25 protein-coding genes are annotated in these 24059 nt (G+C 40.8%); 22 read left to right on the forward strand and 3 right to left on the reverse strand.

The annotated features are described in order from the left end of the window. The first annotated feature begins 9 nt into the window (after positions 1 to 9). From secY to carA, 9 genes are all read left to right on the forward strand, one after another. Positions 10 to 1356 carry a preprotein translocase subunit SecY gene (secY, locus tag BLS32_RS05515; RefSeq protein ID WP_091392731.1) on the forward strand — a complete coding sequence of 449 codons (1347 nt, stop codon included), beginning with the start codon at positions 10 to 12 and terminating at the stop codon, positions 1354 to 1356. Between the two features lie 4 nt (positions 1357 to 1360). Then, entirely contained in the window at positions 1361 to 1576 is a 216-nt protein-coding gene (infA, locus tag BLS32_RS05520; RefSeq protein ID WP_007136545.1) for a translation initiation factor IF-1, read from the forward strand. Positions 1577 to 1587: 11 nt separating this feature from the next. After that, positions 1588 to 1704, forward strand: a complete 117-nt coding sequence (ykgO, locus tag BLS32_RS05525) for a type B 50S ribosomal protein L36 (RefSeq protein ID WP_073370549.1) — start codon at positions 1588 to 1590, stop codon at positions 1702 to 1704. A 2-nt stretch (positions 1705 to 1706) separates the two neighbouring features. Then, positions 1707 to 2081, forward strand: coding sequence for a 30S ribosomal protein S13 (rpsM, locus tag BLS32_RS05530; protein ID WP_091392734.1), 375 nt, complete (start codon positions 1707 to 1709; stop codon positions 2079 to 2081). Positions 2082 to 2089: 8 nt separating this feature from the next. After that, positions 2090 to 2473: a 30S ribosomal protein S11 gene (gene rpsK, locus BLS32_RS05535; protein ID WP_091392736.1), complete on the forward strand. Its 384-nt coding sequence runs from the start codon at positions 2090 to 2092 to the stop codon at positions 2471 to 2473. A gap of 90 nt (positions 2474 to 2563) precedes the next feature. Further along, positions 2564 to 3169 (forward strand): 30S ribosomal protein S4, encoded by a 606-nt coding sequence (rpsD, locus tag BLS32_RS05540; protein ID WP_091392738.1) that lies wholly within the window; start codon positions 2564 to 2566, stop codon positions 3167 to 3169. 20 nt (positions 3170 to 3189) lie between these two features. Then, positions 3190 to 4182 (forward strand): DNA-directed RNA polymerase subunit alpha, encoded by a 993-nt coding sequence (locus BLS32_RS05545; protein WP_091392740.1) that lies wholly within the window; start codon positions 3190 to 3192, stop codon positions 4180 to 4182. A 62-nt stretch (positions 4183 to 4244) separates the two neighbouring features. Next, positions 4245 to 4757, forward strand: coding sequence for a 50S ribosomal protein L17 (gene rplQ, locus BLS32_RS05550; protein ID WP_091392741.1), 513 nt, complete (start codon positions 4245 to 4247; stop codon positions 4755 to 4757). A 360-nt stretch (positions 4758 to 5117) separates the two neighbouring features. Further along, positions 5118 to 6221 (forward strand): glutamine-hydrolyzing carbamoyl-phosphate synthase small subunit, encoded by a 1104-nt coding sequence (gene carA, locus BLS32_RS05555; protein WP_091392743.1) that lies wholly within the window; start codon positions 5118 to 5120, stop codon positions 6219 to 6221. Between the two features lie 149 nt (positions 6222 to 6370). Here the strand turns inward: carA and BLS32_RS05560 are convergent, their stop codons facing one another. Both BLS32_RS05560 and BLS32_RS05565 read right to left on the reverse strand, forming a co-directional pair. Then, complete coding sequence (locus BLS32_RS05560) at positions 6371 to 6583, reverse strand: T9SS type A sorting domain-containing protein (protein WP_139171697.1); 213 nt, start codon at positions 6581 to 6583, stop codon at positions 6371 to 6373. A gap of 131 nt (positions 6584 to 6714) precedes the next feature. Then, on the reverse strand, positions 6715 to 7266 hold the full coding sequence (locus BLS32_RS05565) for a Kelch repeat-containing protein (protein ID WP_170227529.1): 552 nt from the start codon (positions 7264 to 7266) through the stop codon (positions 6715 to 6717). Positions 7267 to 7360: 94 nt separating this feature from the next. Between BLS32_RS05565 and BLS32_RS18745 the strand changes: the two genes are divergently transcribed. The 13 genes from BLS32_RS18745 to ctlX all read left to right on the forward strand — a co-directional run bounded on the left by BLS32_RS18745 (position 7361) and on the right by ctlX (position 22987). Then, entirely contained in the window at positions 7361 to 7489 is a 129-nt protein-coding gene (locus BLS32_RS18745; RefSeq protein ID WP_255314659.1) for a hypothetical protein, read from the forward strand. Positions 7490 to 7499: 10 nt separating this feature from the next. After that, positions 7500 to 7655, forward strand: coding sequence for a hypothetical protein (locus BLS32_RS18425; protein ID WP_170227530.1), 156 nt, complete (start codon positions 7500 to 7502; stop codon positions 7653 to 7655). 84 nt (positions 7656 to 7739) lie between these two features. After that, positions 7740 to 8000, forward strand: coding sequence for a LytR/AlgR family response regulator transcription factor (locus tag BLS32_RS05570; RefSeq protein WP_170227531.1), 261 nt, complete (start codon positions 7740 to 7742; stop codon positions 7998 to 8000). A gap of 316 nt (positions 8001 to 8316) precedes the next feature. Next, on the forward strand, positions 8317 to 9609 hold the full coding sequence (eno, locus tag BLS32_RS05575) for a phosphopyruvate hydratase (protein WP_091392752.1): 1293 nt from the start codon (positions 8317 to 8319) through the stop codon (positions 9607 to 9609). A 137-nt stretch (positions 9610 to 9746) separates the two neighbouring features. After that, positions 9747 to 12095, forward strand: coding sequence for a DUF7619 domain-containing protein (locus tag BLS32_RS05580; RefSeq protein WP_170227532.1), 2349 nt, complete (start codon positions 9747 to 9749; stop codon positions 12093 to 12095). A gap of 140 nt (positions 12096 to 12235) precedes the next feature. After that, positions 12236 to 14608 (forward strand): T9SS type A sorting domain-containing protein, encoded by a 2373-nt coding sequence (locus BLS32_RS05585; RefSeq protein WP_091392756.1) that lies wholly within the window; start codon positions 12236 to 12238, stop codon positions 14606 to 14608. 202 nt (positions 14609 to 14810) lie between these two features. Further along, the gene (locus tag BLS32_RS05590; protein ID WP_091392758.1) at positions 14811 to 16094 is read left to right on the forward strand and encodes a citrate synthase; all 1284 of its coding nucleotides are present in this window, start codon (positions 14811 to 14813) and stop codon (positions 16092 to 16094) included. 169 nt (positions 16095 to 16263) lie between these two features. Then, a complete protein-coding gene (locus tag BLS32_RS05595; RefSeq protein ID WP_139171698.1) occupies positions 16264 to 17880 on the forward strand; it encodes a hypothetical protein in 1617 nt (538 codons plus the stop codon). After that, positions 17880 to 18959, forward strand: coding sequence for a GNAT family N-acetyltransferase (locus tag BLS32_RS05600; RefSeq protein ID WP_091392761.1), 1080 nt, complete (start codon positions 17880 to 17882; stop codon positions 18957 to 18959). The genes BLS32_RS05595 and BLS32_RS05600 overlap by 1 nt, the downstream gene beginning before the upstream one ends. Then, complete coding sequence (locus BLS32_RS05605; protein WP_139171699.1) at positions 18949 to 19425, forward strand: GNAT family protein; 477 nt, start codon at positions 18949 to 18951, stop codon at positions 19423 to 19425. The genes BLS32_RS05600 and BLS32_RS05605 overlap by 11 nt, the downstream gene beginning before the upstream one ends. A gap of 161 nt (positions 19426 to 19586) precedes the next feature. Then, positions 19587 to 20918 carry a peptide-N-glycosidase F-related protein gene (locus tag BLS32_RS05610; protein WP_170227533.1) on the forward strand — a complete coding sequence of 444 codons (1332 nt, stop codon included), beginning with the start codon at positions 19587 to 19589 and terminating at the stop codon, positions 20916 to 20918. A gap of 75 nt (positions 20919 to 20993) precedes the next feature. Continuing rightward, positions 20994 to 21908 (forward strand): dimethylarginine dimethylaminohydrolase family protein, encoded by a 915-nt coding sequence (locus BLS32_RS05615; RefSeq protein WP_091392765.1) that lies wholly within the window; start codon positions 20994 to 20996, stop codon positions 21906 to 21908. A 143-nt stretch (positions 21909 to 22051) separates the two neighbouring features. Beyond that, positions 22052 to 22987: a citrulline utilization hydrolase CtlX gene (ctlX, locus tag BLS32_RS05620; RefSeq protein ID WP_091392767.1), complete on the forward strand. Its 936-nt coding sequence runs from the start codon at positions 22052 to 22054 to the stop codon at positions 22985 to 22987. Positions 22988 to 23114: 127 nt separating this feature from the next. Here the strand turns inward: ctlX and BLS32_RS05625 are convergent, their stop codons facing one another. Then, positions 23115 to 24014, reverse strand: coding sequence for a DUF6607 family protein (locus tag BLS32_RS05625; protein ID WP_091392769.1), 900 nt, complete (start codon positions 24012 to 24014; stop codon positions 23115 to 23117). Between the last annotated feature and the right edge of the window lie 45 nt (positions 24015 to 24059).

The following is a 24059-nucleotide window of genomic DNA, read 5'->3' on the forward strand; positions in this document are numbered from 1 at the left end:
TCTATTAAGATGAAGAAATTTTTTGAATCATTAGCTAATGTTTGGAAAATCGAGGAATTAAAAAACCGCATTACGTTCACGTTATTGCTTCTTTTGGTTTACCGATTCGGTGCACACGTAACCCTTCCGGGAATCGATGCAACGCAGTTAGCAAGTTTAGCGGGTCAGACTAAAAACGGTATTGGCTCGATCCTGGATATGTTTACAGGTGGATCTTTTTCAAAAGCTTCTGTTTTTGCTTTGGGTATTATGCCTTACATCTCGGCTTCGATTGTGGTTCAGTTGATGGGAATTGCGATTCCTTACCTTCAGAAACTGCAAAAAGATGGAGAAAGCGGCAGAAAGAAAATCAACCAGATTACACGTTGGTTGACCATTGCAATCACATTGGTACAAGGTCCTGGTTACATCTACAACTTGTACAGAACATTGCCAAACAGTGCTTTCCTCTTAGGATTTGATTCTTTCTCATTCTTGTTTTCTTCTGTAGTGATTCTCGTTACAGGTACCATTTTCGCAATGTGGCTTGGAGAGAAAATCACTGACAAAGGGATTGGAAACGGAATCTCACTTTTAATTATGGTGGGAATCCTTGCAAGACTACCTCAGGCTTTCATTCAGGAATTTACAACAAGGGTTACAAATAATAACGGTGGGCCAATGTTATTGGTGATCGAGATCATTATCTGGCTTTTGGTGATTATTGCTTGTGTGTTGCTTGTTATGGCGGTAAGAAAAATCCCGGTACAGTACGCCCGTCGTACGACTACAGGTGATTTCGAACAGGACGCATTCGGAGGAAACAGACAGTGGATTCCGTTGAAGCTTAACGCTTCTGGGGTAATGCCGATCATCTTTGCCCAGGCAATCATGTTCATTCCTGCTGCACTCGCCGGTTTGTCACAATCTGAAGCATCACAAACGATCGCAGGCGCTTTTAGCAATATGTTTGGATTCTGGTATAACTTTGTATTCGCTACTTTAATCGTAGTGTTTACATTCTTCTATACCGCAATTACGGTTCCAACCAACAAAATGGCCGATGATCTCAAAAGAAGCGGTGGTTTCATCCCGGGCATCCGTCCAGGAGTAGAAACTTCTGACTACCTTGACAAAGTGATGTCTTTAATTACTTTCCCTGGTTCCTTATTTCTTGCGCTAATCGCTGTGTTCCCGGCAATTGTTGTAAGTGTTATGGATGTTCAGCAATCATGGGCAATGTTTTTTGGTGGTACGTCGTTGATCATTATGGTAGGTGTCGCTATCGATACCATCCAGCAAATCAATTCTTACTTATTAAACAAACATTACGACGGTTTGATGAAAAGTGGTAAAAACAGAAAAGCAGTAGCTTAATTTTATGGCTAAACAATCAGCAATAGAACAAGACGGATCGATCATTGAGGCATTGTCCAATGCGATGTTCCGAGTAGAATTAGAAAACGGACATATAGTAATTGCCCACATTTCAGGAAAGATGCGTATGCATTACATCAAATTATTACCTGGTGATAAAGTGAAACTGGAAATGAGCCCTTACGATCTGTCAAAAGCAAGAATTACTTATAGATATTAATAAATACTAAGATGAAAGTAAGAGCATCAGTTAAGAAAAGAAGTGCCGAGTGCAAGATTGTACGCAGAAAAGGCAGATTATACGTAATCAACAAAAAGAATCCTAGATTTAAACAAAGACAAGGATAATTATGGCAAGAATAGCAGGGGTAGATATCCCAAAAAACAAAAGAGGAGTTATCGCTTTAACATACATCTTCGGAGTAGGTAGAAGCAGAGCTGTAGAAGTATTGGCAAAAGCCGGTGTAAGCGAAGATATCAAAGTTCAGGATTGGAATGATGACCAGATCGGAGCAATCCGTGAGGCCGTTTCATTTTACAAAATTGAAGGTGAGTTGCGTTCAGAAGTTTCATTGAACATCAAACGTTTAATGGACATCGGATGTTACAGAGGAATCCGTCACAGATCTGGTCTTCCGTTAAGAGGACAAAGAACGAAAAACAATTCCAGAACAAGAAAAGGTAAACGCAAAACTGTTGCTAACAAGAAAAAAGCAACTAAATAATAAATAATATGGCTAAAGCAACAGCAAAAAAACGTAAAGTTATCGTTGAATCAACGGGTGAAGCTCATATTAGTGCGACTTTCAATAACATCATCATTTCTTTGACTAACAAAAAAGGTGAAGTTATTTCTTGGTCTTCAGCAGGTAAAATGGGTTTCAGAGGTTCTAAAAAGAACACTCCGTATGCAGCTCAAATGGCAGCAGAAGATTGCAGTAAAGTAGCGTTAGAGGCTGGACTGAAAAAAGTGAAAGTTTATGTAAAAGGACCAGGAAACGGACGTGAGTCTGCCATCCGTTCGGTACATAACTCAGGAATTGAAGTAACAGAGATCATCGACGTTACCCCAATGCCGCACAATGGATGTCGTCCTCCAAAAAGACGTAGAGTTTAATTTTACAATAAGTAAGTATAACCCGGGACAGACCCAGATTGTCGAAGGATTTGACCTGAATTCACAATCTCTGACCCAAAACAATTTAAAATGGCAAGATATACTGGTCCAAGTACAAGAATCGCCCGTAAATTCGGTGAAGCGATCTTCGGAGATGACAAATCTTTCGATAAAAGAAATTACCCACCTGGACAACACGGACAGGCGAAAAAAAGAGGTAAAAAATCAGAATACGCTGTCCAGCTAATGGAAAAGCAAAAAGCGAAATACACTTACGGAATCCTTGAAAAACAATTCCGTGGGCTATTCGAAAAAGCATCTGCTGCACGTGGAGTAACTGGTGAAGTTTTGATCCAGTTGTGTGAGGCAAGATTAGACAACGTGGTTTACAGAATGGGTATTGCACCTACTCGTAGAGCAGCGCGTCAAATCGTTTCTCACCGTCACATTACAGTAAATGGAGAGTTGGTAAACATTCCATCTTACCATTTAAAAGCCGGCGACAAAGTGGCTGTTCGTGAAAAATCTAAATCAGTGGAAGCTATTGAGCGTTCACTATCTAATTCAAGTCATGTTTATGAGTGGATTACATGGAACAATGACCTTAAAGAAGGTACATTCGTTTCTGTTCCTGCAAGATTGCAGATCCCGGAAAACATCAAAGAACAACTTATCGTCGAATTGTACAACAAATAATAATTGACTTAGTCGAAATTATGGCAATATTTAATTTTCAGAAGCCCGATAAAGTTATCATGATCGATTCAACAGATTTTGAAGGGAAATTCGAATTTCGCCCTTTAGAACCTGGCTACGGATTGACCGTTGGTAATGCACTTAGAAGAGTTTTGCTTTCCGCTTTAGAAGGATATGCAATTACGTCTGTCAGAATTGAAGGTGTAGACCACGAATTTTCTACTATTTCAGGTGTTGTTGAAGACGTTACAGAAATCATCCTTAATTTGAAACAAGTCCGTTTCAAACGCCAGATTGAAGACGTTGATAACGAATCAGTTACGATTTCTGTTACTGGTAAAGACCAATTGACTGCAGGTGATTTTCAAAAATTTATTTCAGGTTTCCAGGTGTTAAACCCAGAATTGGTAATCTGTAATTTAGATCCGAAAATCAAACTGAACTTCGAATTAACTATCGAAAAAGGTCGTGGGTATGTGCCTGCAGAAGAGAATAAAAAACAAAATGCCGCTATCGGAACGATCTTTACGGATTCTATTTTCACACCAGTGAAAAACGTGAAATACGCGATCGAAAACTTCCGTGTAGAGCAGAAAACAGATTACGAAAAATTAGTTTTCGAAATCAAGACAGATGGTTCTATCAACCCTAAAGACGCTTTAACCGAAGCTGCAAAAGTTTTGATCCACCACTTCATGTTATTCTCTGACGAAAGAATCACGCTTGAGGCTGACGAAATCGCTCAAACAGAATCTTATGACGAAGAGTCATTGCACATGAGACAATTGCTTAAAACCAAACTTGTCGATATGGACCTTTCTGTAAGAGCATTAAATTGTTTGAAAGCGGCAGAAGTTGATACCCTTGGTGATTTAGTATCATTCAATAAAAATGACCTGATGAAGTTCCGTAACTTCGGTAAGAAATCTTTAACTGAACTTGACGAACTCGTTGCAGTAAAGAACCTGACTTTCGGAATGGACTTGGCAAAATACAAATTAGATAAAGAATAAATTACTTCATATTTTGCGCTCCAGAGCGGATCGATGCAAGATGAAGTTAACAAATACACGTCATGAGACACGGAAAAAAATTCAACCACTTAAGCAGACAGAAAGGTCACAGAGCAGCAATGCTTGCGAATATGGCTTGTTCTCTAATCGAGCACAAACGCATCAACACTACTGTTGCTAAAGCAAAAGCACTTAAACAATTCGTTGAGCCGCTTATTACAAAATCAAAAGAAGATACAACCCATAACCGTCGTATCGTTTTCGCTTACCTTAGAAGCAAATATGCAGTAACAGACTTGTTCCGTGATGTAGCAGCTAAAGTAGGAGATCGCCCGGGTGGTTACACACGTATCATCAAAGTGGGAAACCGTTTGGGAGATAACGCTGACATGGCGATGATCGAGCTTGTAGATTTCAACGAATTGTACAACGGTGGCAAAAAAGAAGTGAAAAAAGCAAAAAGCCGTCGTGGTGGTAAAGCTACTAAAAAAGAAGCTGCTGTTGAAGCCGCTCCTGAAGCCAAAGCACCTGAAGCACCTGCTACAGAAACTGAAAACACCGAAGCAGCTGAATAATGAAATTCACTATTCGATACAAATCAAGGATAAACTTTTAGTAGTTTATCCTTTTTTTTTGTCGTCCCAATGCTTCTTTGTCATTCCGAAACGAAGTGAGGAATCAGAAGCACAAACAACAGCATCCAAAAGAAGCACTTGTCCCGCTTTTCGCTCTATCTTTTGTTCCATTGCATTGCACAAAAGGATGCCGCTGCAATCGGGGCTAAACCGGAACAGTTATTTCCACAATAAATTCAAGCGAGCTGCTTAATGACCTTAATGGTTCAAAAAAACCGAACTTGAAAACTTAAGTTTTAACTACAACAAAAAACAACTAAATTTGCACCCAACAACTAAGCATAACTACGCACACCAAAAATGAAACACACCACACGACAAAAAGCCATTTTATTACTCAGCGACGGCACCATTTTCTACGGCAAATCCATCGGAATATCCGGAACCACTTTCGGCGAAGTCTGCTTCAACACCGGAATGACCGGCTACCAGGAAATCTTTACCGATCCATCTTATTTCGGCCAGATCATGGTGGCCACAAACGCCCACATCGGCAATTACGGCGTCAACGACCAGGACATCGAAGCCGACAAGATCATGATCTCTGGACTCGTCTGCAAGAATTTCAGCTTCAACCATTCGAGAGCGAATTCGTCAGAAAACCTCGAGGATTATTTCCGAAAGCAAAATTTAATCTGCATCTCAGACGTTGATACGCGCGCCCTCGTAAGTTACATCCGTGACAACGGCGCGATGAATGCCATCATTTCCACAGACGGAAAATCCATAGAAGAATTAAAATCCGAACTTGCAAAAGTTCCCGACATGAAAGGTTTGGAACTGTCTTCGAAAGTATCCACCAAAGAGCCGTATTTCATCGGAGAAGCAAGCGCTACTTACAAAATTGCAGCTTTAGACCTCGGCATCAAAAAAAACATTTTAAGAAACCTCGCCAAACGCGACTGCTACATCAAAGTATTTCCATACGACGCGACTTACGAAGAAATGAAAACCTTCAATCCCGATGGTTTTTTCCTTTCAAACGGACCCGGCGATCCCGAGCCGCTTTTGGTCGCGCAGGAAACGGCCAAAAAAATATTGGAAAATAACGATCCGGTTTTTGGAATTTGTCTCGGCCATCAGATTATCGGCCTCGCCAACGGGATTTCGACTTATAAAATGTTCAACGGACACCGCGGCATCAACCATCCCGTAAAAAATGTTTTGACAGGCGAAGGCGAAATCACGTCCCAAAACCACGGGTTTGCCGTCAACAAAGAAGAACTCATGGCGCATCCCGATTTCGAGATCACGCACCTGCACATCAACGACGAAACGGTCGCTGGCATGCGCATGAAATCCAAAAACTGCTTTTCGGTGCAATACCATCCCGAAGCCAGTCCGGGCCCGCACGATTCGACTTATTTGTTCGACCAATTCATAGAAAATATCAAATCAAAATGACAATAATGTACTGTCTTTAAATAACGCGTAATCTTAAGTTTTTTTTTACACGGCAAGTAAAATTCTAAATCACACGCTATTTTAGGATAATGCTAAAAATAAAAAAGCCATAACAACCCTATCGTTATGGCTTTTTTAAATTCAGGAGGTTAATGCACTATTATTTTTTTCGTTGCCATAACATCCTGATGATGCAACGAGCAATAATAAATGCCTTTTGGCAAACTGTCTTTTTCTATCAATACATCCTGGATTTCTTTTCCAGAGGCAATGTCTGTCATTTGTTTTACGATCCGTCCGTGGTTGTGGCACAACCTAACCGTAATGTACTTGCCATAAATCACTTTGAAGTCCTTCCACAATTGTTAGCCAAATTTTCACTTGTTGAAAGCGGTGCTGTATATTTCGGTCTGCGATAAATATCTGCTATCAAAACCGCTGCTGCAAATCAGCGACCATTCGCCATTGTTTTGCACACTGCCGCTGTTTCCCGTCAGCCAAGAAGTAGGCTTCGGAGGCAGCGTCTGCCAGCTGTCATGCGCACATCATAAAGATAACATTCATCAGAATGGGTTTCAAAAGTATTGTTGGTGCTTCCGCCGGTGATGTATATCAGGCTGTCCTGGTAGGCGACGGCTTTTGCATCAACAAGTGCAAACGGAAAATTTGCCGCCTGAGACCACGTATTTTCATTGATGCTGTATTTGTATACCGTTCGCAAGGCTGAACCCGGAGTAGTTCTCAGTCCGCCAATGACATACAGGCTGTCTTTTAAAATAGCGGTCGCTGCGCCCATTATTTCGTTGGGTGGCCGGGCCAGGCTTATCCAGCTGTCCGTGCTAATTTGGCAGCGCTGGTGCTTCGGCGGGATGTTCCCGTTGTTGTCGCCACCGGAAACGATAAATAGAAAGCCTTCGCCATTTTTTGAATATGAAGCTGTATTTCCTGCGCGGATCGGAACCGGAATATCAGCTGCGGAATGCCAGTTTTGGCTATAACCTACAACGGTTGTGAATGCCAATACGGAGAATAATATTTTTTTCATGATTTTCATGGTTTGTGAGTAATCTGATTTTTTTTAACCAATAAAAGTTATCCAATAAGATTCAGCCTAAATTTCGATTGCTGCAAACAACCGCATGGAAACTGCAGAAAGCGATTTTAATCCATTGGATGCTGATCGAAAGAAGATCATTTTTAAATTGCCGTTCGTATCGATAAAACCGCTGTCTGTCTCAGAAATGCCGAAAAAGAACCAAAATGCATAACTTCGCGATTATGGAAAAAAAATTGTTCATAACAACGGCTTACCATGAATTTGCATTGAAAAGCTACGAATACAATGTCATCGATTATTTACTGAAACCAATTCCGTTTGAACGCTTCATGGCGGCAATTAGCAAAGTCGTCGATCGGACACATCCAAAAAGCTAAACCGAAATCCGGTGGTTGCACAGGAAGAAGCCTGCCTGTTTTTTATGTTGAACAAGAAAAAAGCGCGCATTTCGCTACAGCATTTTGTTTATTGAAAGCCAGCGCGAATACCTCAAAATTGTCACCGAAACCAAAACGATTCTTACCCGTTACCTGCTTGCAGCTGTTGAAAAGGCGCTGCCGCCGGAAAATTTCATCCGCGTGCACCGCTCCTTTATCGTCGCCCGGAACAAGATCGATCTTTTTGACGCCAGCAGCATCGAGATCGGCAAAAACGAAATCCCGATCGGGCGAAGTTACAAAAGCTACGTACTTCAAGCGCTGGGATTTAAAGGAACTGAATAGTTGTGGTACTTAAAATAACGCTTTAGTAGATGAGTATTGTGATTAAACAAGTGATTAGGTTTAGGTAAGTAATGTGTAGCAAAAAATCCAATTTTAAAAAAATGCTACAAAAAGTGTAGCAAAAAAAATAATATTAAAAATTTGCTACAAAAAAGATTTCACATCAAACATCGGATTTTAAAGGTAAAAAGTATGGTGCTAAAATTTCGGATTACTACATCGATTAAGTTGATAATTATTTATTTTTGAGCAGTATGATTGCCTAACTTCCAATATATTTGCATATAATAAGTAAACAATTCAAAAAACAGATACAATGAGCATTATTATTAAAATTCATGCAAGACAGATTTTTGACTCAAGAGGAAATCCTACAATCGAAGTAGATGTAGTGACTGAAAACGGTGTTTTAGGACGTGCTGCTGTACCATCTGGCGCATCAACCGGAGAACACGAAGCTGTAGAATTGCGTGACGGCGGAAAGGCGTATCTTGGAAAAGGCGTCCTGAAAGCAGTTAAAAATGTAAATACAAGAATTGCAGAGGAAATCCTCGGTACCTCTGTTTTCGAACAGAACCTGATCGACAAAATGATGATCGATCTTGACGGAACTCCAAATAAATCAGAGCTTGGCGCGAATGCCATTCTAGGCGTTTCATTGGCTGTAGCCAAAGCGGCGGCAAATGAACTTGGCATGCCATTGTACAGATATGTAGGCGGTGTTTCAGGAAACACGCTTCCTGTTCCGATGATGAACATCATCAACGGCGGTTCGCATTCCGATGCACCGATCGCTTTCCAGGAATTCATGATCTTTCCGGTAAAAGCCGAAACGTTTTCTCAGGCGATGCAAATGGGAACCGAGATTTTCCACCACTTGAAAAAAGTATTGCACGACCGCGGTTTGTCAACTGCAGTAGGTGACGAAGGCGGATTTGCTCCGAACTTAGCCGGCGGAACCGAAGATGCCTTGGATACGATCAAAAAAGCGGTTGAAAATGCAGGTTATAAATTCGGGGATGAAATCATGATCGCCCTAGACTGTGCGGCATCAGAATTCTATGTAAACGGGCAATACGATTATAAAAAATTCGAAGGCGAAGGCGGAAAAATCCGTTCGTCAAAAGAGCAGGCGGAGTATTTGGCTGAACTAGCTGCAAACTATCCAATTATTTCAATTGAAGATGGCATGCAGGAAGACGATTGGGATGGCTGGAAATATTTGACAGACCTTATCGGCGACAAAGTACAATTGGTTGGAGACGATTTGTTTGTAACCAACGTAGAACGTTTGGCCACCGGAATCGAAAAAGGAATTGCCAATTCGATCCTTGTAAAAGTAAACCAAATCGGGACTTTAACAGAAACAATCGCAGCGGTAAACATGGCGCACAATGCAGGATATACTTCTGTAATGTCGCACCGTTCGGGAGAAACTGAAGACAACACCATCGCAGATTTGGCTGTAGCCTTAAACTGCGGACAAATCAAAACCGGATCGGCTTCACGTTCAGACCGTATGGCAAAATACAACCAGTTGCTTCGCATTGAAGAGGAATTGGGCGACACGGCTTATTTCCCTGGAAAAAAAGCATTCAAAATAAAATAATCATTTTACGATATTTTTGAAACCCGGCTACACAGTCGGGTTTTTTTATGCGAATTCTAATTCAAAACCGTCGAATTCTCATTGGCTGAATGCTGCCGGGTTTAAAAAAGTATATTTGGGGCATAAATGTAAGACACATGAAATTTTTTTTACTCTCATTACTGTTATTTGGCGTTGGAGCAGCGGCACAACCTGTTGTGAATATTCCGGATGTGAATTTTAAGAACGCATTGTTGACAAACTCATTCATTAATGCTAATAGTGATGGGGAAATTCAAGTTTCAGAAGCAGAAATAATCCAATTTTTGGATGTGTCAAGTAAAAATATTGCATCTGTCGAAGGCATTCGAAGTTTTATAAATCTGCGTGGATTTCGTTGTTACAACAACCAAATCTCGACGATCGATCTCAGCAATTGCCCTTTATTGTCTGGTTTGGATGTTGAAAAAAATAATATTACAAGCCTTGATTTAAGTCATAACGCGCTGCTGGCAACTTTAACGGTAAGTTTTAATCCAATGACAAGTCTTAATATTGACAATTGCACAGTGTTAAGTAACCTTGAAGTGGAAGCTGCTCCTATTGAAAACCTGAAACTGATTAACCTGCCAAATTTGAATGGTTTTATTTTCACGAGAAATTTGCTCAGAGGATCATTAACGGTTTCTAATTGTAATCGCATTACCGGTATTAGTACAATGTCTCTTGAATCCATTTCGAGCCTCACAGAAGTTACGATCACAAATTGTCAATTACTGAGATCGATCGATTTAACGGATAATGATGTTGAATCTATATTGCATGTGTCGGGATGTCCGAGTTTGACAGACCTTTCCGTAGGAGGGTTTAATATAACAGATTTTGAAATTTTTAATTGCCCAATATTGCAAAATGTTTGGATGAACGGCAACTCATTTCTAACAGCAGATTTATCTCGTTTGCCGAAATTGACTACATTGCTTCTACAGCGAGATCCACTATTAAAATCACTGAATATAAAAAATGGCAGTAATGAATCTACTATAAGCGTTGATTCAGATGTGCTTGAGTTTGTTTGTGCAGATGAATTCCAGCTTAATGACAATGACTTTAACTTTCGAAATCCAGCTGTAGTAGTCAATTCCTATTGTTCATTCACGCCTGGCGGAAACTTCAATACCATTAACGGAAAAGTAACTTTCGATGAAAACAGCAACGGCTGTGATGAGAATGATGCGCCGCATCCATTGATGAAAATGAAAATCAACGATGGCACCAACCAGGCTTCCACGTTTACAAATGCTTCAGGCGACTATCGTTTTTATACCAATGCCGGGAATTTTACGGTAACGCCAGAGTTTGAAAATCCGGCCTATTTTACGGCAACTCCGGCCACAGCAACGATCAATTTTCCGGAGAATGACAATTCGGTAGCGACACAAAATTTTTGCTTTGCCGCCAATGCCGTGCATCCCGATCTCGAAATCGTCATTGCACCACTCGTACCTGCAAGACCCGGATTTAATGCAATGTATCAGATTGTTTACAAAAACAAGGGCAATCAAACGCTTTCAGGCAACATCAGCTTTAATTTTGACGATGCATTGCTCGATTTTATTGCTGCTTCCATAGTGCCAGATGCACAGGCAACAGGATTGTTGTCGTTTAATTATGCCAACCTTAGGCCGTTTGAAAGCCGTTCGATCAATGTTTCGCTAAAGCTGAATGCTCCAACAGAAACGCCGCCAGTGAACATTGATGACCAATTGGCATTTTCGGCCACGATCAATCCGGTTGCAACCGATGAAACACCCGAAGACAATGTTTTTCAATATACCCAAACCGTTGTTGGCTCGTTTGATCCGAATGACAAGCAATGCCTCGAGGGAACAGCGGTTTCTGCAGCGCAGATCGGGAAATATTTGCACTACATGATCAATTTTGAAAATACCGGAACGCATGTCGCTGAAAATGTGGTCGTGAAAGATGTCATTGATGTGACGCAATTCGATATCAATTCGCTCCAGATTTTAAGCGCCACCGCTGGTATGTCTGTCAACATAAATGGGAATGTCGTAGAATTCATTTTTGAAGGCATCCATTTGCCAATCGGCGGGCATGGCAATGTGTTGTTTAAAATTAAAACGCTTCAAAGTCTCGTGCCAAACTCATCAGTTTCAAATGCCGCAGATATTTTCTTTGATTACAATGCGCCAATTGTTACCCATCCGGCATTGACGCGATTTCAAAATCTGTCGGTTGCAGCGGTTGCTGTTGATCATTCGATTGCGGTTTATCCAAATCCGGCAAGTGCAGACGTGAATGTCAAATCAGCAACAAACATTCAAATAGTGGAATTGTATGACATTCAGGGAAGAATACTCGAAACCAAAACGACAAATTCAAAATGGGTTTCGATCGATATTTCAGATAAGGATGCCGGGATTTATTTCCTGAAGGTGACATCGGATAAAGGTTCGAAAACAGAGAAGATCGTTAAAAAATAAATCTTCTTCCAATAATCTAAAGCCGGTTGTAAAAACAGCCGGTTTTTTTATGCGAATTCTAATTCAAACCCATCGAATTCTCATTGGCTGAATGCCGACGGATTTAAAAAAAGTATATTTGGAATATAAATGTAAGCCACATGAAAAAGCTTTTACTTTCATTATTGTTAATTGGTATTGGAGCTGCGGCGCAGCCTGTTGTAAACATCCCGGATGCGAATTTTAAGAATGCTTTGCTCACTTATAATCCGGTTATTGATAGCAATAGTGATGGGCAAATCCAGGTTTCCGAAGCTGAAGCAATAACTAATCTGCGTTTGGAGTTCCTGGACATTGTTTCTTTCGAAGGCTTGCAGGCGTTCTCAAATCTGGAGTCTTTTGACAATTGGGGAAATCCGGTGGCGTTTATTGATCTTACCCAAAACCATAAATTGGTGCAGCTTAGTATCTGGGATGCTCAGAATGATTTGTCAACTTTCGATACTTTGGATTTGAGCGGAATGAATTTTTTGACCAATCTGGAACTGAGCCAAAATTCACTTCTCCATTTGAATATTTCGGGCTGTACGAGTCTAAAAATCATGAATCTCAGGGAAAGTCCGCTTATCGATTTGGATGTGTCGAATTTGACGCAGCTTGAGGAGTTAAACATCGGAGAATTTGGTAGTGTCAATGATCAGAGAATTTCAGGGATGTTGAACCTAACGGGGTGTGCGGCACTGCAAACTTTGCGCATTGGAGAAACAAAACTGACTTCCATCAATGCCAGTGGCTGCCATAGTTTGCTCAAATTAGACTGTGGAACAATGCCAACATTAGTATCCGTAAATCTTCAAGGCTGTTCAGGTATGAATGACCTGAGACTTACTTATACCAAACTTTCTACTCTGGATTTGGCAGACTGCGTTTCGCTGGTATATATAGATTTAAATGGTTTTACCAGTACAATTTCAGATCTTGATTTTTCGCATTGTCCCAATCTGGATCAGGCCAATCTGTCAACATTAGACCTGCATACCTTAAATATAAAGAATGGAAGAAGAGAGACCAACGTTTTTATCAATGAGAGCCAATTGGAATTTGTTTGCATGGACGAAATACAGATAGCCGATTTTCCCATGTTACAGGTTTTAAATATTCCGGTGAATTCCTATTGTTTGTTTACGCCCGGCGGAAATTACAACACGATTAAGGGAAAAGTCACATTCGATGAAAGCAACAATGGTTGTGATGAAAATGACGCGCCACATCCATTTCTGAAAGTAAAAATCAACGATGGTACGAATCAGGGTTCAACATTTACAAATGCTTCAGGAAATTATTATTTTTATACCGATGCAGGGAATTTTACTTTGATACCTGAATTTGAAAATCCGGCGTATTTTACGACAACTCCAACTTTAGCCACAGTAAACTTTCCTCAAAATGACAATTCGGTAACAACACAGGATTTCTGCTTGACACCAAATGCCGTGCATCCTGATCTTGAAATTGTTGTTGCGCCGCTTGTACCTGGAAGACCAGGCTTTAACGCAGTATATCAAATCGTTTATAAGAACAAAGGAAATCAAACGCTATCGGGCAACATCAGCTTTAATTTTGACGATGCATTGCTCGATTTTATTGCTGCTTCCATAGTGCCAGATGCACAGGCAACAGGATTGTTGTCGTTTAATTATACCAGCCTCATGCCGTTTGAAAGCCGTTCGATCAATGTTTCGCTAAAGCTGAATGCTCCAACAGAAACACCGCCGGTGAACATTGATGACCAATTGGCATTTTCGGCAACGATCAATCCGGTTGCAACCGATGAAACGCCCGAAGACAATGTTTTTCAATATACCCAAACCGTTGTTGGTTCGTTTGATCCGAATGACAAACAATGCCTCGAGGGAACAGCGGTTTCTGCAGCGCAGATCGGGAAATATTTGCACTACATGATCAATTTTGAAAATACCGGAACGCATGTCGCTGAAAATGTGGTCGTGAAAGATGTCATTGATGCGGTACAATTCGATATCAATTCCTTTCAGATCTTAGATGCTACCGATGGTATGAGCGTAAAAGTAACGGGCAATGTCATTGAATTCATTTTTGAAGGCATCCATTTGCCAATCGGCGGGCATGGCAATGTGTTGTTTAAAATTAGAACGCTTGAAAATCTTGCTCCCAATACCACGGTTTCGAACACGGCAAACATTTTTTTTGATTACAATTACCCGATTGTGACCAACAGGGCAGACACCAGATTTGCAAATCTTAGCGTGAAAGATGTTGTTGCAGACCTTTCCATACGAATATTTCCAAATCCGGCAAATGATATCGTAAACATTAAATCGGGCGGAATTTTAAAATCAGTTGCGTTGTTCGACATTGGCGGAAGGCTTATCGAAAAGCAATTTCCAAATGCAGAATCGGCACATTTGGACATGTCATTAAAATCTTCAGGATTGTACTTTGTGAAAATCATTACAGACAAAGGTTCGACAACACAAAAGCTCCTTAAAAATTAGTTAGGTTATTTGGTTAATTTAAGAAGCCTGTGATATTTTCGCAGGCTTTCTTTTTTGAATAAGCATGATTTCTGACATATACCAAATTGACATCATTTATAGAATTATTAACGATTTCGCTGCAGGAATCATTTTTTAATTCATACTAAATTCCATAGATTTGTTAAATTATAATTTTCAAGATTAAAATCCACCAATAATTATGTCAAAAACAGCAATATTAGAATTAGATGGCAAAAAGTATGAACTTCCGGTAATCGTTGGAAGTGAAAACGAAGTGGCGATCGATATTAACAAGTTACGCGATTTATCAGGAGCGATCACCATGGATCCGGGTTATAAAAATTCGGGCGTATGCAAAAGCGAAATTACGTTCCTTGATGGGGAAGAAGGCATTTTGCGTTACAGAGGTTATGCTATCGAAGATTTAGCCGATAAAGCCGGATTCCTCGAAGTTTCCTACCTTGTTATTTTCGGCGAATTGCCAACAGCCAAACAATTGGAGCAGTTTGAAAATGACATTAGAAAATATACTTTGGTCAACGAAGAGATGAAAAACATCATCGACGGTTTTCCAAAAACAGCGCACCCAATGGGCGTTTTATCGTCATTGACAAGTGCATTGACCGCATTTAACCCAAAAGTGGTCAATGTTGAAAATGAAAAAGAAATGTATGAAGCGGTGTGTAAAACGATGGGTAAATTCCTTGTTTTGGCCACGTGGACTTTCAGAAAAGCTTCCGGTTTCCCATTAAACTATTACGACAATACCAAAGGGTATGTTGAGAACTTCCTAAACTTAATGTTTGCCTTGCCAACAGGACCATACAAAGCCAATCCGGTGGTGATCAATGCCTTGGATAAACTGTTCATCCTTCACGCTGATCACGAGCAAAACTGTTCGACATCAACAGTAAGAATGGTTGGTTCGTCACATGCAGGTTTGTTTGCTTCGATTTCAGCGGGTGTTTCTGCACTTTGGGGGCCATTGCACGGAGGCGCAAACCAGGCGGTTCTTGAAATGCTTGAGGAAATCCAGAAAAACGGTGGCGATGCCGATAAATACCTGGCCAAAGCCAAAGACAAAGACGATCCGTTTAGATTGATGGGCTTTGGGCACAGGGTTTACAAAAACTTTGATCCAAGGGCAAAAATCATCAAAAAAGCAGCAGATGAAGTGTTGTCAAATTTAGGCGTTGATGACCCGATTTTGGTGATTGCCAAAAAACTGGAGGAAGCGGCTTTGGTAGACGATTATTTCGTATCCAGAAAATTATACCCGAACGTCGATTTCTATTCGGGAATCATTTACCGCGCCCTCGGAATCCCAACAGATATGTTTACCGTGCTTTTCGCCATCGGGCGTTTGCCGGGATGGATCGCACAATGGAAAGAAATGCGTGTCAATAAAGAACCAATCGGAAGGCCGAGACAAATTTACACCGGATATCCGTTGCGGGATTTTAAAGATATGGATAAAAGATAATCCAGAAAAGAATTTCAAAAGCAGGTCGGTAATAATTGACGTTGACTTATTAAATTAAATCCCCTGAACTCAGGGGATTTTTTTATATTTGTTCGCCACAGTTAAAAGGCAAATTCCATTATGAATAACGGAATGTATTGCTGCAATATTCTAACCGACCCAATCAAATATGCTGGATTCTATCTCAATAGTTACGACCTCAGGAAGCCAGTCCAGGCCTTGTTTGATAGCGGGTCATAAAGTGGTTATAGACCTGTCTGGATTTGAAAATCCCGAGATTCAGTCGTTTGACCTGGTTTTTACATTTAAGCATGCCATTTCCGAAATCCGCAACCACGATTACAATTGGCTGCCCGTTACCGGAGAGCATGTAGCTTCAGGATTTTCGCCAAAGGTCATACGCCTAAGCAATGGAATTTTTGTACAGCCTAATTTTGCTGGCGGAATATGGGAAATTAAAAAGAAACAGCCCCGTGTGCTTTTTTGGCGTTTTAATCCCAAAGATGCCGCGCCATTAACTGTATATACCAAGCCGCACAACGATAAGAAACTGGCAAAAGCCAATAGCAATATTTCTTTTCCAGAAAATCCGGCGTTGCTTTTTTCTGCCAAAAATGCCATTGAGTTTAGCAGATCAGTTTACCCTTTTTCTGCGATCGCGTGCTTTACAGACCATTGTGATTTTGATACCCCAGAAAGCCTGCAACTGCAAAGAGAATTTTTCCGCGACTGCGGGGTAAAAGTTACTAAAGGTTTTTTTATGAACCATTTTTCAAAAAGAGCCGACAACGCTTCTTTTGAAAATGATGCCGCAGAATTGATTGCCTGGAAAGACGACGGGCATGAACTGGCCTACCATTCTTTATCACAATCCATAAAAACAGACGAAGAAAGTTTTGGTGATTTTAGCGGTTTTGTACCGCCGTTTCCCGATATTCCAACATGGATCGACCATGGCTACCAACCTTATAATTTTTCGCTATACCAAAGTTCTGTTATGACCGATGCCGTTTATGCAGCCAAGCTTCGGTCTAAAAACATTCATACGTTGTGGAATTATATTGATTCAGGAACCGCTACGACAGGCGTGATCAATCAGATAAATCCCGATGATTTTACTTTGGGCCGATTTTACGAAGGCATTAAAAAATTAAAATTTTCGGATCGCGCAGGAATGATGATCAAGAGCATTATGTTCCATTATTATGCAGATGAGCAGCTTGTCACCGGATACAAACGCACGGCTGGGCATTTTAAAAAACTCGCCCATCAGAAAAAAATTTCTTCTTTGGTTCCGCTGTTTCAGAATATTATAAAATTGGCTGGGCCGTTATTTAAAATCGCGTTGCATTGGAATGTCCATAAAAATAAACCTTTCCGATTGGCAAAATATGCGCCGGTTTTTTTCAGGCATCGCATCGGAGCAGACGATTTTTATGTATTTCAAACACTCGAAATGGTCGATTTCAGGAAAGCTTTGTGTTCGGATAATATCAATAAACTGATTTTCGAAAACGGGCTTTTTATCGCGCATACCTATTTTTCAGTTCCGATGGCTTATCACACCGGACGGGTGTTTAGCACGCCTGATACAATCGACGCTGAGGTTTCAAAAAACTTTCATTACCTCGGAACAAAAATCAAAGAGCAAAAAATATGGAATCCTACATTGAATGAACTTGTGCTTTTTTTAAATAATTTTGAAAAGATCCTGCTCGATGTCGACCATGACGGAACAATCATCGTCAAGCAAGCAGCATCACTGACCTATAGAACAGTAAACTGATGGAAATAATCAATACAAAGGATGCCGAATGGTTAAAAAAGTGGGATGCCTTCATACTTTCCGAGAACCGCGGCAGCCATTTATTATTGACCGATTGGGTGAAATCCTTCCGGTCTTATGGTTTTGATTATGAGATGGCAATATTTGTGGAAAACGGAATTATCCGTGGCGGTTTTGCAGCCATCATTGCAAAAGTAGCGATGTTCCGGTTTTACATTGTGCCTTACGGGCCAATTGTTACAAAGGATTTCGAATACCTGCTGGATGACATGATCGCTCATGTAAAAGTCCGCGCGAAAACCTATAAATCCTGTTATTGCCACATTACGCTGCCGCATTCAGACCTATTGAACAGCCATTTGTATCACGACCTTCCGGCGCTTCCATCTGTCAGCAATGCAAAAGAAGGCCATTTATTCAAGTATGTCTATTCTTCCAATGGATTAAACTGGGTTGGATTGAAGCAATTTGAAGATGAAGAATCCCTGCTCAACAATTTCAGGCCTTCCGTGCGCCGCTACATCAGGAGTTCGCTGCGAAAAGAGCTACAGGAAAAATTCCTCACCCAGCATGATGAAGTAAAACGAGGCTATGATTTGTGCCTTGAAAATGCAAGAAAACACCAGTATTCACTGCGTTCCTGGGAAGCTTTTAAAGAAACATTACTGGCGATGATTCAAGACGGAACTGCAAAATTCATCGGTGCGTTTCAGGGAGAAGATTTAAAAGGCGCTGCGCTTGTCATTCGTGCAGGCAACTACAACACCTATATTTTGGGCGGTACAAAAAAAGAAAAACCAGATGTCCTGGCCGGCCATTTTTTGCACTGGAAAGCCATAGAAATGTCATTCAGGGAAAATTTAAGCGGCTACAATATTTCGCTTGGCGGATCAAAAGGCGTCGTAGACCTAAAAAACAGTTATGCAGAAGCACAGCTTTATTTCACCGATTCCAAATACCACTGGGTCTTAAAACCAGCTGTTTTTAAAGCCTATCTTTTTTTTGAAAAACACTTAAAGCCGCATAAAAAAATCATATCTAAAGTGCTGTCAACTTTAACTAAAAGAAATGATAAGTAAAATAAAAAAAGCTTTTCGGACGGTCTCGATAGACCTGCTGGTGTACAGCATGACTGCAGATGAAATTATTCCGCTGCCGGAACTGCCATATAAAGTCCTGTCTGAAGAAGATTCCAAAGGCCGTAGAAAATATTTCATTACTGATAACGGACAAATCATACACAGCAGTTTCCTGTTTCGCAAATTAAACGTACTCAAATTGATCAACGAAAAAGGCCCGGCCATTGGCGATTGCGTCACAATTCCCGAATATAAGGGCAAGTCGATCTATCCATTTGTGATCAGGCAGATCGCCGCTGAAATCCTTTTAAGTAAACAAAGTAGAAAAGTATTCATACTCGTTCATCCTGAAAATGCAAGTTCGATTAGGGGCATTGAAAAGGCAGGCTTCAGGCTGTTGGCAAAAATCACGGCGAAAAGGTTCTTCTTATTTTATTATGATGTAAAAATTAAAAAGCAGGCCTGAGCAAAAAAAAGCCTCCGTAAAGCGTTTTTTTATGAATTGCCCTAAAATATCAAGTTCTATTTTTTTATTCAGTAACAAAATTTATAAATACACACTACTTTAAACAACACGGTTATTTAAAAGAATCGCATAAATTACACTAAAAATAGCAACACACCACTATGAAAAAAAAACTACTCATTGTCTTTTGCTTCACTTTTTTCGGAATATTTAAAACAACGGCGCAAACAACGGTCACCGTTTTCAACGAAATTTTATTCTATGACGGCTATGCTTCGGTTGTAGATTTTCCAACGCCCGATGGTGTCGTAAGGGGCCGAAATGACTTGTATGCAAAAAGGCTCACGGATGCCCAATTGCAGTCTTTCGGAAATACCATGACGATCAATGTCACCATTAAAGCGTCTTGCGACAATTACGACCGCATTGGAAATGTCAATCTGTCTTTTTTTCCAAAAGGTGCTCCATATTCGGCATCAAATCCTTCAAAAATTGAATTGGGCCGTTTTATCACGCCATTTATGAATAAAAATATTGAGCCTACGCAAGTGCCTTATACTTTTTCTGTCGATAATGTAGCGCAGATTTTTAAAGATCCTGCCATCATTGCTAACTATGATATCTGGGCCGAACTGGAAGTTTTCGGAGTACCGTATGCCGCAAACACACAGGTCACAGGCTGCGCCGGAAGAAACGACGTGTTTTTCGGAACGCTCGAATTTGTTTCAGGATCAGATGCCGTAAATGCCGAACACAATTATTTGCTTCCGCTGAATTTTAAAAAAGACCTGAACAATTATACCGAAGGCGCTACTGATGTTATTGGACAAACCGTCCGCACGATTACTTTTATACTTCCCGAAGCTGTAAATGATGCCAAATTTCACCTGATCACTTCAAATCACGGTGCCAATTCAGGTGGGGAAGAATACCGCAGGAGGCTTCATTACATTTACCTTGATGGAGCATTAAAACTGACTTACACTCCGGGTGGAATTTCATGCGAACCTTACCGGATGTACAACACCCAAGGCAACGGAATCTACGGGCCAAATCCAAGAACCGATGCCAGCTGGGCATCCAACAGCAATTGGTGCCCTGGACAGGTAATTCCCAATCGGGAAATTTTACTTGGAAATCTGGCTGCAGGCGAACATACTTTTAAGATTGACGTCCCTCAGGCAAGGTTTATCGGGCAGCAAGGCTATATTCCGGTGTCGCTTTATTTGCAGGGAACTTCTACTACCGGTTCGCTGCAAACGGCAAATTATGATACCGTAACTTACAGTATTTATCCAAATCCGGCGTCTGATGTCGTTCATGTTGACAGTTCAGATCCGATCGTTTCGATAAAAATCTACAATTTACTCGGGCAGGAAGTGGCCAAAGGAACAAGCGAAACCGTTAATATTTCGCAACTTCAAAAAGGGATTTACAACATCAACATCAGTACGATTCAAAAAATATTTACCGAAAAACTCATCAAGAATTAACTTTAACTTATTAAAATGTAAAAGCTTCCCAACTTCAGGAGGCTTTTTTTATCTTTGCCAGCGAAAACGATTTCTATGCTGAATATAAATGTACAAAATGAGACTTCAAGGCTGCGCGCCGTTGTTCTCGGATCGGCTGTAAACAACGGCCCGACGCCAGGTGCCGATGAAGCTTATGACCCAAAATCCCTCGAACACATCCTTGCCGGAACCTATCCGCTAGAATGCGACATGTGCGATGAAATGGAAGCTTTCAACACTGTTTTTAAAAAATACGATGTGAAAGTTTTTCGCCCTGAAATGATCGAGAATTACAACCAGATTTTTTCCCGCGACATCGGTTTTGTCATTGACGATACGTTTGTCAAAGCGAATATTCTGCCCGACAGGGAACGCGAACTCGACGCGATCCAATATGTGATTGACCAGATCAATCCTGAAAAAGTCGTTCGTCCGCCGGAAGAAGTGCACATTGAAGGCGGCGATGTGATGTTGTGGAACGATTACATCTTTATCGGGACGTACAAAGGCAGTGATTATAAAGATTACATCACGGCGCGCACGAACATGCAAGGCGTGCAGTACATCAAAGATTTATTTCCGAATAAAAAAGTAAAGGAATTTGACCTTGTTAAATCAAAAATTGAAGCGCGCGACAATGCGTTGCACCTCGATTGCTGCTTTCAGCCGGTTGGAACTGATAAAGGAATCATCTACAAAAGCGGGTTCCGCGAAGAATCCGATTATGTATTTTTGCTGGATCTTTTCGGAAAGGAAAACCTGTTCCACATCACGCGAGACGAAATGTACAATATGAATTCGAATGTATTTTCTATTGCGCCCGACGTTGTGGTTTCCGAGAAGAATTTCACGCGCTTAAACAGCTGGCTTCGTGAAAAAGGCTTTACGGTAGAGGAAATTCCGTATGCCGAAATTGCAAAGCAGGAAGGGCTTTTAAGATGTTCGACTTTGCCGTTGATCCGCGATTAACTTTGTGGTTTGTCATTTTGCGACGAAATCATTCCATAACTGAGAAATATTATTAAAAACCGTTGTCCGCGTTAAGGATAGAGGCAAGTGCCGCGCACAGCCGATAGCCTGGCCCGCAGGGCAACGCCCAAAAAAAATAGCATATGAAACAAACGACCAATTCTATATTGATGATCCGCCCGGTGGCGTTTAGAATGAACGAGCAGACTGCCGTAAACAATTATTACCAGAAAGTGCTTGACGGACTTTTGCCTGCAACCGTAAACGCAAAAGCGCAGCAGGAATTTGATGCTTTTGTAGATAAATTGCGCGCGGTTGGCGTTGATGTTATTGTTGTAAACGATACAGAAAATCCCGATACGCCGGATTCGATTTTCCCGAACAACTGGATCTCATTCCATGAAAATGCCGATGTGGCTTTGTATCCGATGTTTGCCGAAAACAGAAGGCAGGAGCGCAGGGAAGAAATTCTCGACCTGCTCGAAGAACAAGGCTTTGAAGTCGAAAATATCATGGATTATACTGAAGCTGAAGATGACGGATTTTTCCTTGAAGGCACGGGAAGTTTGGTATTAGACCGCGCCAACGGAAAAGCGTATTGTGCGTTATCGCCACGTGCCGATGAAGAATTGTTTATTGAATTTTGCGAGGATTTTGATTTTGCACCGGTGATTTTTGAAGCATTTCAAACCGTGAATGGCGAACGAAAACTGATTTATCATACGAATGTCATGATGTGTCTTGGAGAAACTTTTGCGGTAATTTGTGCCGATTGCATCGATGATAAAAAAGAGCGCAAAATGGTGCTTGACAATTTAAAGGAAGACAAAAAGGAAATCATTCTGATCACGGAAGACCAAGTCAATAATTTTGCTGGAAACATGCTTGAAGTGCGCGGTGCGAATGACAAACGCTATTTGGTGATGAGCGCTGCGGCACGTCAAAGCCTGACTGCAGACCAGATTTCAAAATTAGAAAAGCATGTAGAAATTTTGAGCTCAAACCTTGACACGATTGAAGCTTGTGGCGGCGGAAGTGCACGTTGCATGATGGCTGAAATCTTCTTGCCAAAAGCTTAATGAATCTTAATTCCTTAGTGGTAAAATTTAAACCATTAAGGAATTAAGATTCATTAAGTCAAATAAAAAATCCAAATGGGAATTGTTGAGGTTCGCATTTGGATTTTTTATTGGAGAAAACATGTTTTTAGTTTTTCACGAAAGTATCAATGATCTTATCGCTTTCTGCTTTTGTAGCGGTTGGTTTCAAATCGAATAAATAGCTGTAAAGCGGTTTCTTTTCTACTTTGTCGAACAAATCCAAATCTTTGTTCCTTGCAAAAACCGTTGCCCATTTGTCACGGACGTTTTTCCACAACGGTGCATTTTCTTTCCAGAATTTTTGTGCAGCAAGACATTTTGAATCGGCTACTTTTTTATACACATCATGGCCTTTTTCTTTGGCTAAAATGACATCTTTTCCGGTGTCGTCGCGAACGATTTTGATGTTGTCCTGATCGTGGATCCAGCCATCTTTAGTGATCTCATGTACGTTTGTACGGTTCAATACATTGTAATCTTTTCTGATTGTATGTTCCCTTCTTGGAAGCGGCGCATCGGTGTTATTTTCCCAGTAATGCCTGCCGTCAACGTGAACCCAGGTTGCCGAGCCTTCATAACGCGGACTGTCATCTACCTGAAAAACGCGCTGCGTCCATTGTCCTTTGACTTTATTTTTATCCAGTGTAAGGTATTTCCAGCTGGTGTCTTTGTAAAAATTGTACAATCTCGTGTTCTCAAATTCCCAATCCTGTCTCCAGTGTTTGATGATCATCGTGTCGTTTACGATCAGTAAATGCTGCATAACGATTTTACTTGGCTGGTCTTCCACAAGTTCGACCCATTCCAAACCGTAATCGTATTTGGTTTTCGATGGGACGTATTTTTCGTCTTTCGAATACTGAAACGTTTCAGCAAAATTAAATTCCACTTCATAGCAGCCGCACATTGATTTGATGGCTTTGATGTCTTCTTTTTTCTTCGGGTCCTGGGCGTTGATGTTTAGCGATAATAGCAAAACCAAAGCTGAAAGTATTCCTGTTTTCATTGTATATGGTTAAAAATTTCTTTTGCAAAAATAGCAGTTTTTATT

The organism is Flavobacterium noncentrifugens, from assembly GCF_900100375.1.
GTDB classification, from domain to species: domain Bacteria; phylum Bacteroidota; class Bacteroidia; order Flavobacteriales; family Flavobacteriaceae; genus Flavobacterium; species Flavobacterium noncentrifugens.

Coding starts and splice junctions, on each gene's coding strand:
- BLS32_RS05565 (WP_170227529.1), bottom strand. CDS start 7,266: ATGAAAAAAATATTATTCTCCGTATTGGCATTCACAACCGTTGTAGGT.
- BLS32_RS05625 (WP_091392769.1), bottom strand. CDS start 24,014: ATGAAAACAGGAATACTTTCAGCTTTGGTTTTGCTATTATCGCTAAAC.
- BLS32_RS05590 (WP_091392758.1), top strand. CDS start 14,811: ATGTCAAAAACAGCAATATTAGAATTAGATGGCAAAAAGTATGAACTT.
- BLS32_RS05585 (WP_091392756.1), top strand. CDS start 12,236: ATGAAAAAGCTTTTACTTTCATTATTGTTAATTGGTATTGGAGCTGCG.
- BLS32_RS05610 (WP_170227533.1), top strand. CDS start 19,587: ATGAAAAAAAAACTACTCATTGTCTTTTGCTTCACTTTTTTCGGAATA.
- ykgO (WP_073370549.1), top strand. CDS start 1,588: ATGAAAGTAAGAGCATCAGTTAAGAAAAGAAGTGCCGAGTGCAAGATT.
- BLS32_RS05605 (WP_139171699.1), top strand. CDS start 18,949: ATGATAAGTAAAATAAAAAAAGCTTTTCGGACGGTCTCGATAGACCTG.
- BLS32_RS05545 (WP_091392740.1), top strand. CDS start 3,190: ATGGCAATATTTAATTTTCAGAAGCCCGATAAAGTTATCATGATCGAT.
- carA (WP_091392743.1), top strand. CDS start 5,118: ATGAAACACACCACACGACAAAAAGCCATTTTATTACTCAGCGACGGC.
- BLS32_RS05595 (WP_139171698.1), top strand. CDS start 16,264: ATGCTGGATTCTATCTCAATAGTTACGACCTCAGGAAGCCAGTCCAGG.
- rpsM (WP_091392734.1), top strand. CDS start 1,707: ATGGCAAGAATAGCAGGGGTAGATATCCCAAAAAACAAAAGAGGAGTT.
- rpsD (WP_091392738.1), top strand. CDS start 2,564: ATGGCAAGATATACTGGTCCAAGTACAAGAATCGCCCGTAAATTCGGT.
- BLS32_RS05600 (WP_091392761.1), top strand. CDS start 17,880: ATGGAAATAATCAATACAAAGGATGCCGAATGGTTAAAAAAGTGGGAT.
- rplQ (WP_091392741.1), top strand. CDS start 4,245: ATGAGACACGGAAAAAAATTCAACCACTTAAGCAGACAGAAAGGTCAC.
- secY (WP_091392731.1), top strand. CDS start 10: ATGAAGAAATTTTTTGAATCATTAGCTAATGTTTGGAAAATCGAGGAA.
- rpsK (WP_091392736.1), top strand. CDS start 2,090: ATGGCTAAAGCAACAGCAAAAAAACGTAAAGTTATCGTTGAATCAACG.
- ctlX (WP_091392767.1), top strand. CDS start 22,052: ATGAAACAAACGACCAATTCTATATTGATGATCCGCCCGGTGGCGTTT.
- BLS32_RS18425 (WP_170227530.1), top strand. CDS start 7,500: ATGGAAAAAAAATTGTTCATAACAACGGCTTACCATGAATTTGCATTG.
- BLS32_RS18745 (WP_255314659.1), top strand. CDS start 7,361: ATGGAAACTGCAGAAAGCGATTTTAATCCATTGGATGCTGATCGAAAG.
- eno (WP_091392752.1), top strand. CDS start 8,317: ATGAGCATTATTATTAAAATTCATGCAAGACAGATTTTTGACTCAAGA.
- infA (WP_007136545.1), top strand. CDS start 1,361: ATGGCTAAACAATCAGCAATAGAACAAGACGGATCGATCATTGAGGCA.
- BLS32_RS05580 (WP_170227532.1), top strand. CDS start 9,747: ATGAAATTTTTTTTACTCTCATTACTGTTATTTGGCGTTGGAGCAGCG.
- BLS32_RS05615 (WP_091392765.1), top strand. CDS start 20,994: ATGCTGAATATAAATGTACAAAATGAGACTTCAAGGCTGCGCGCCGTT.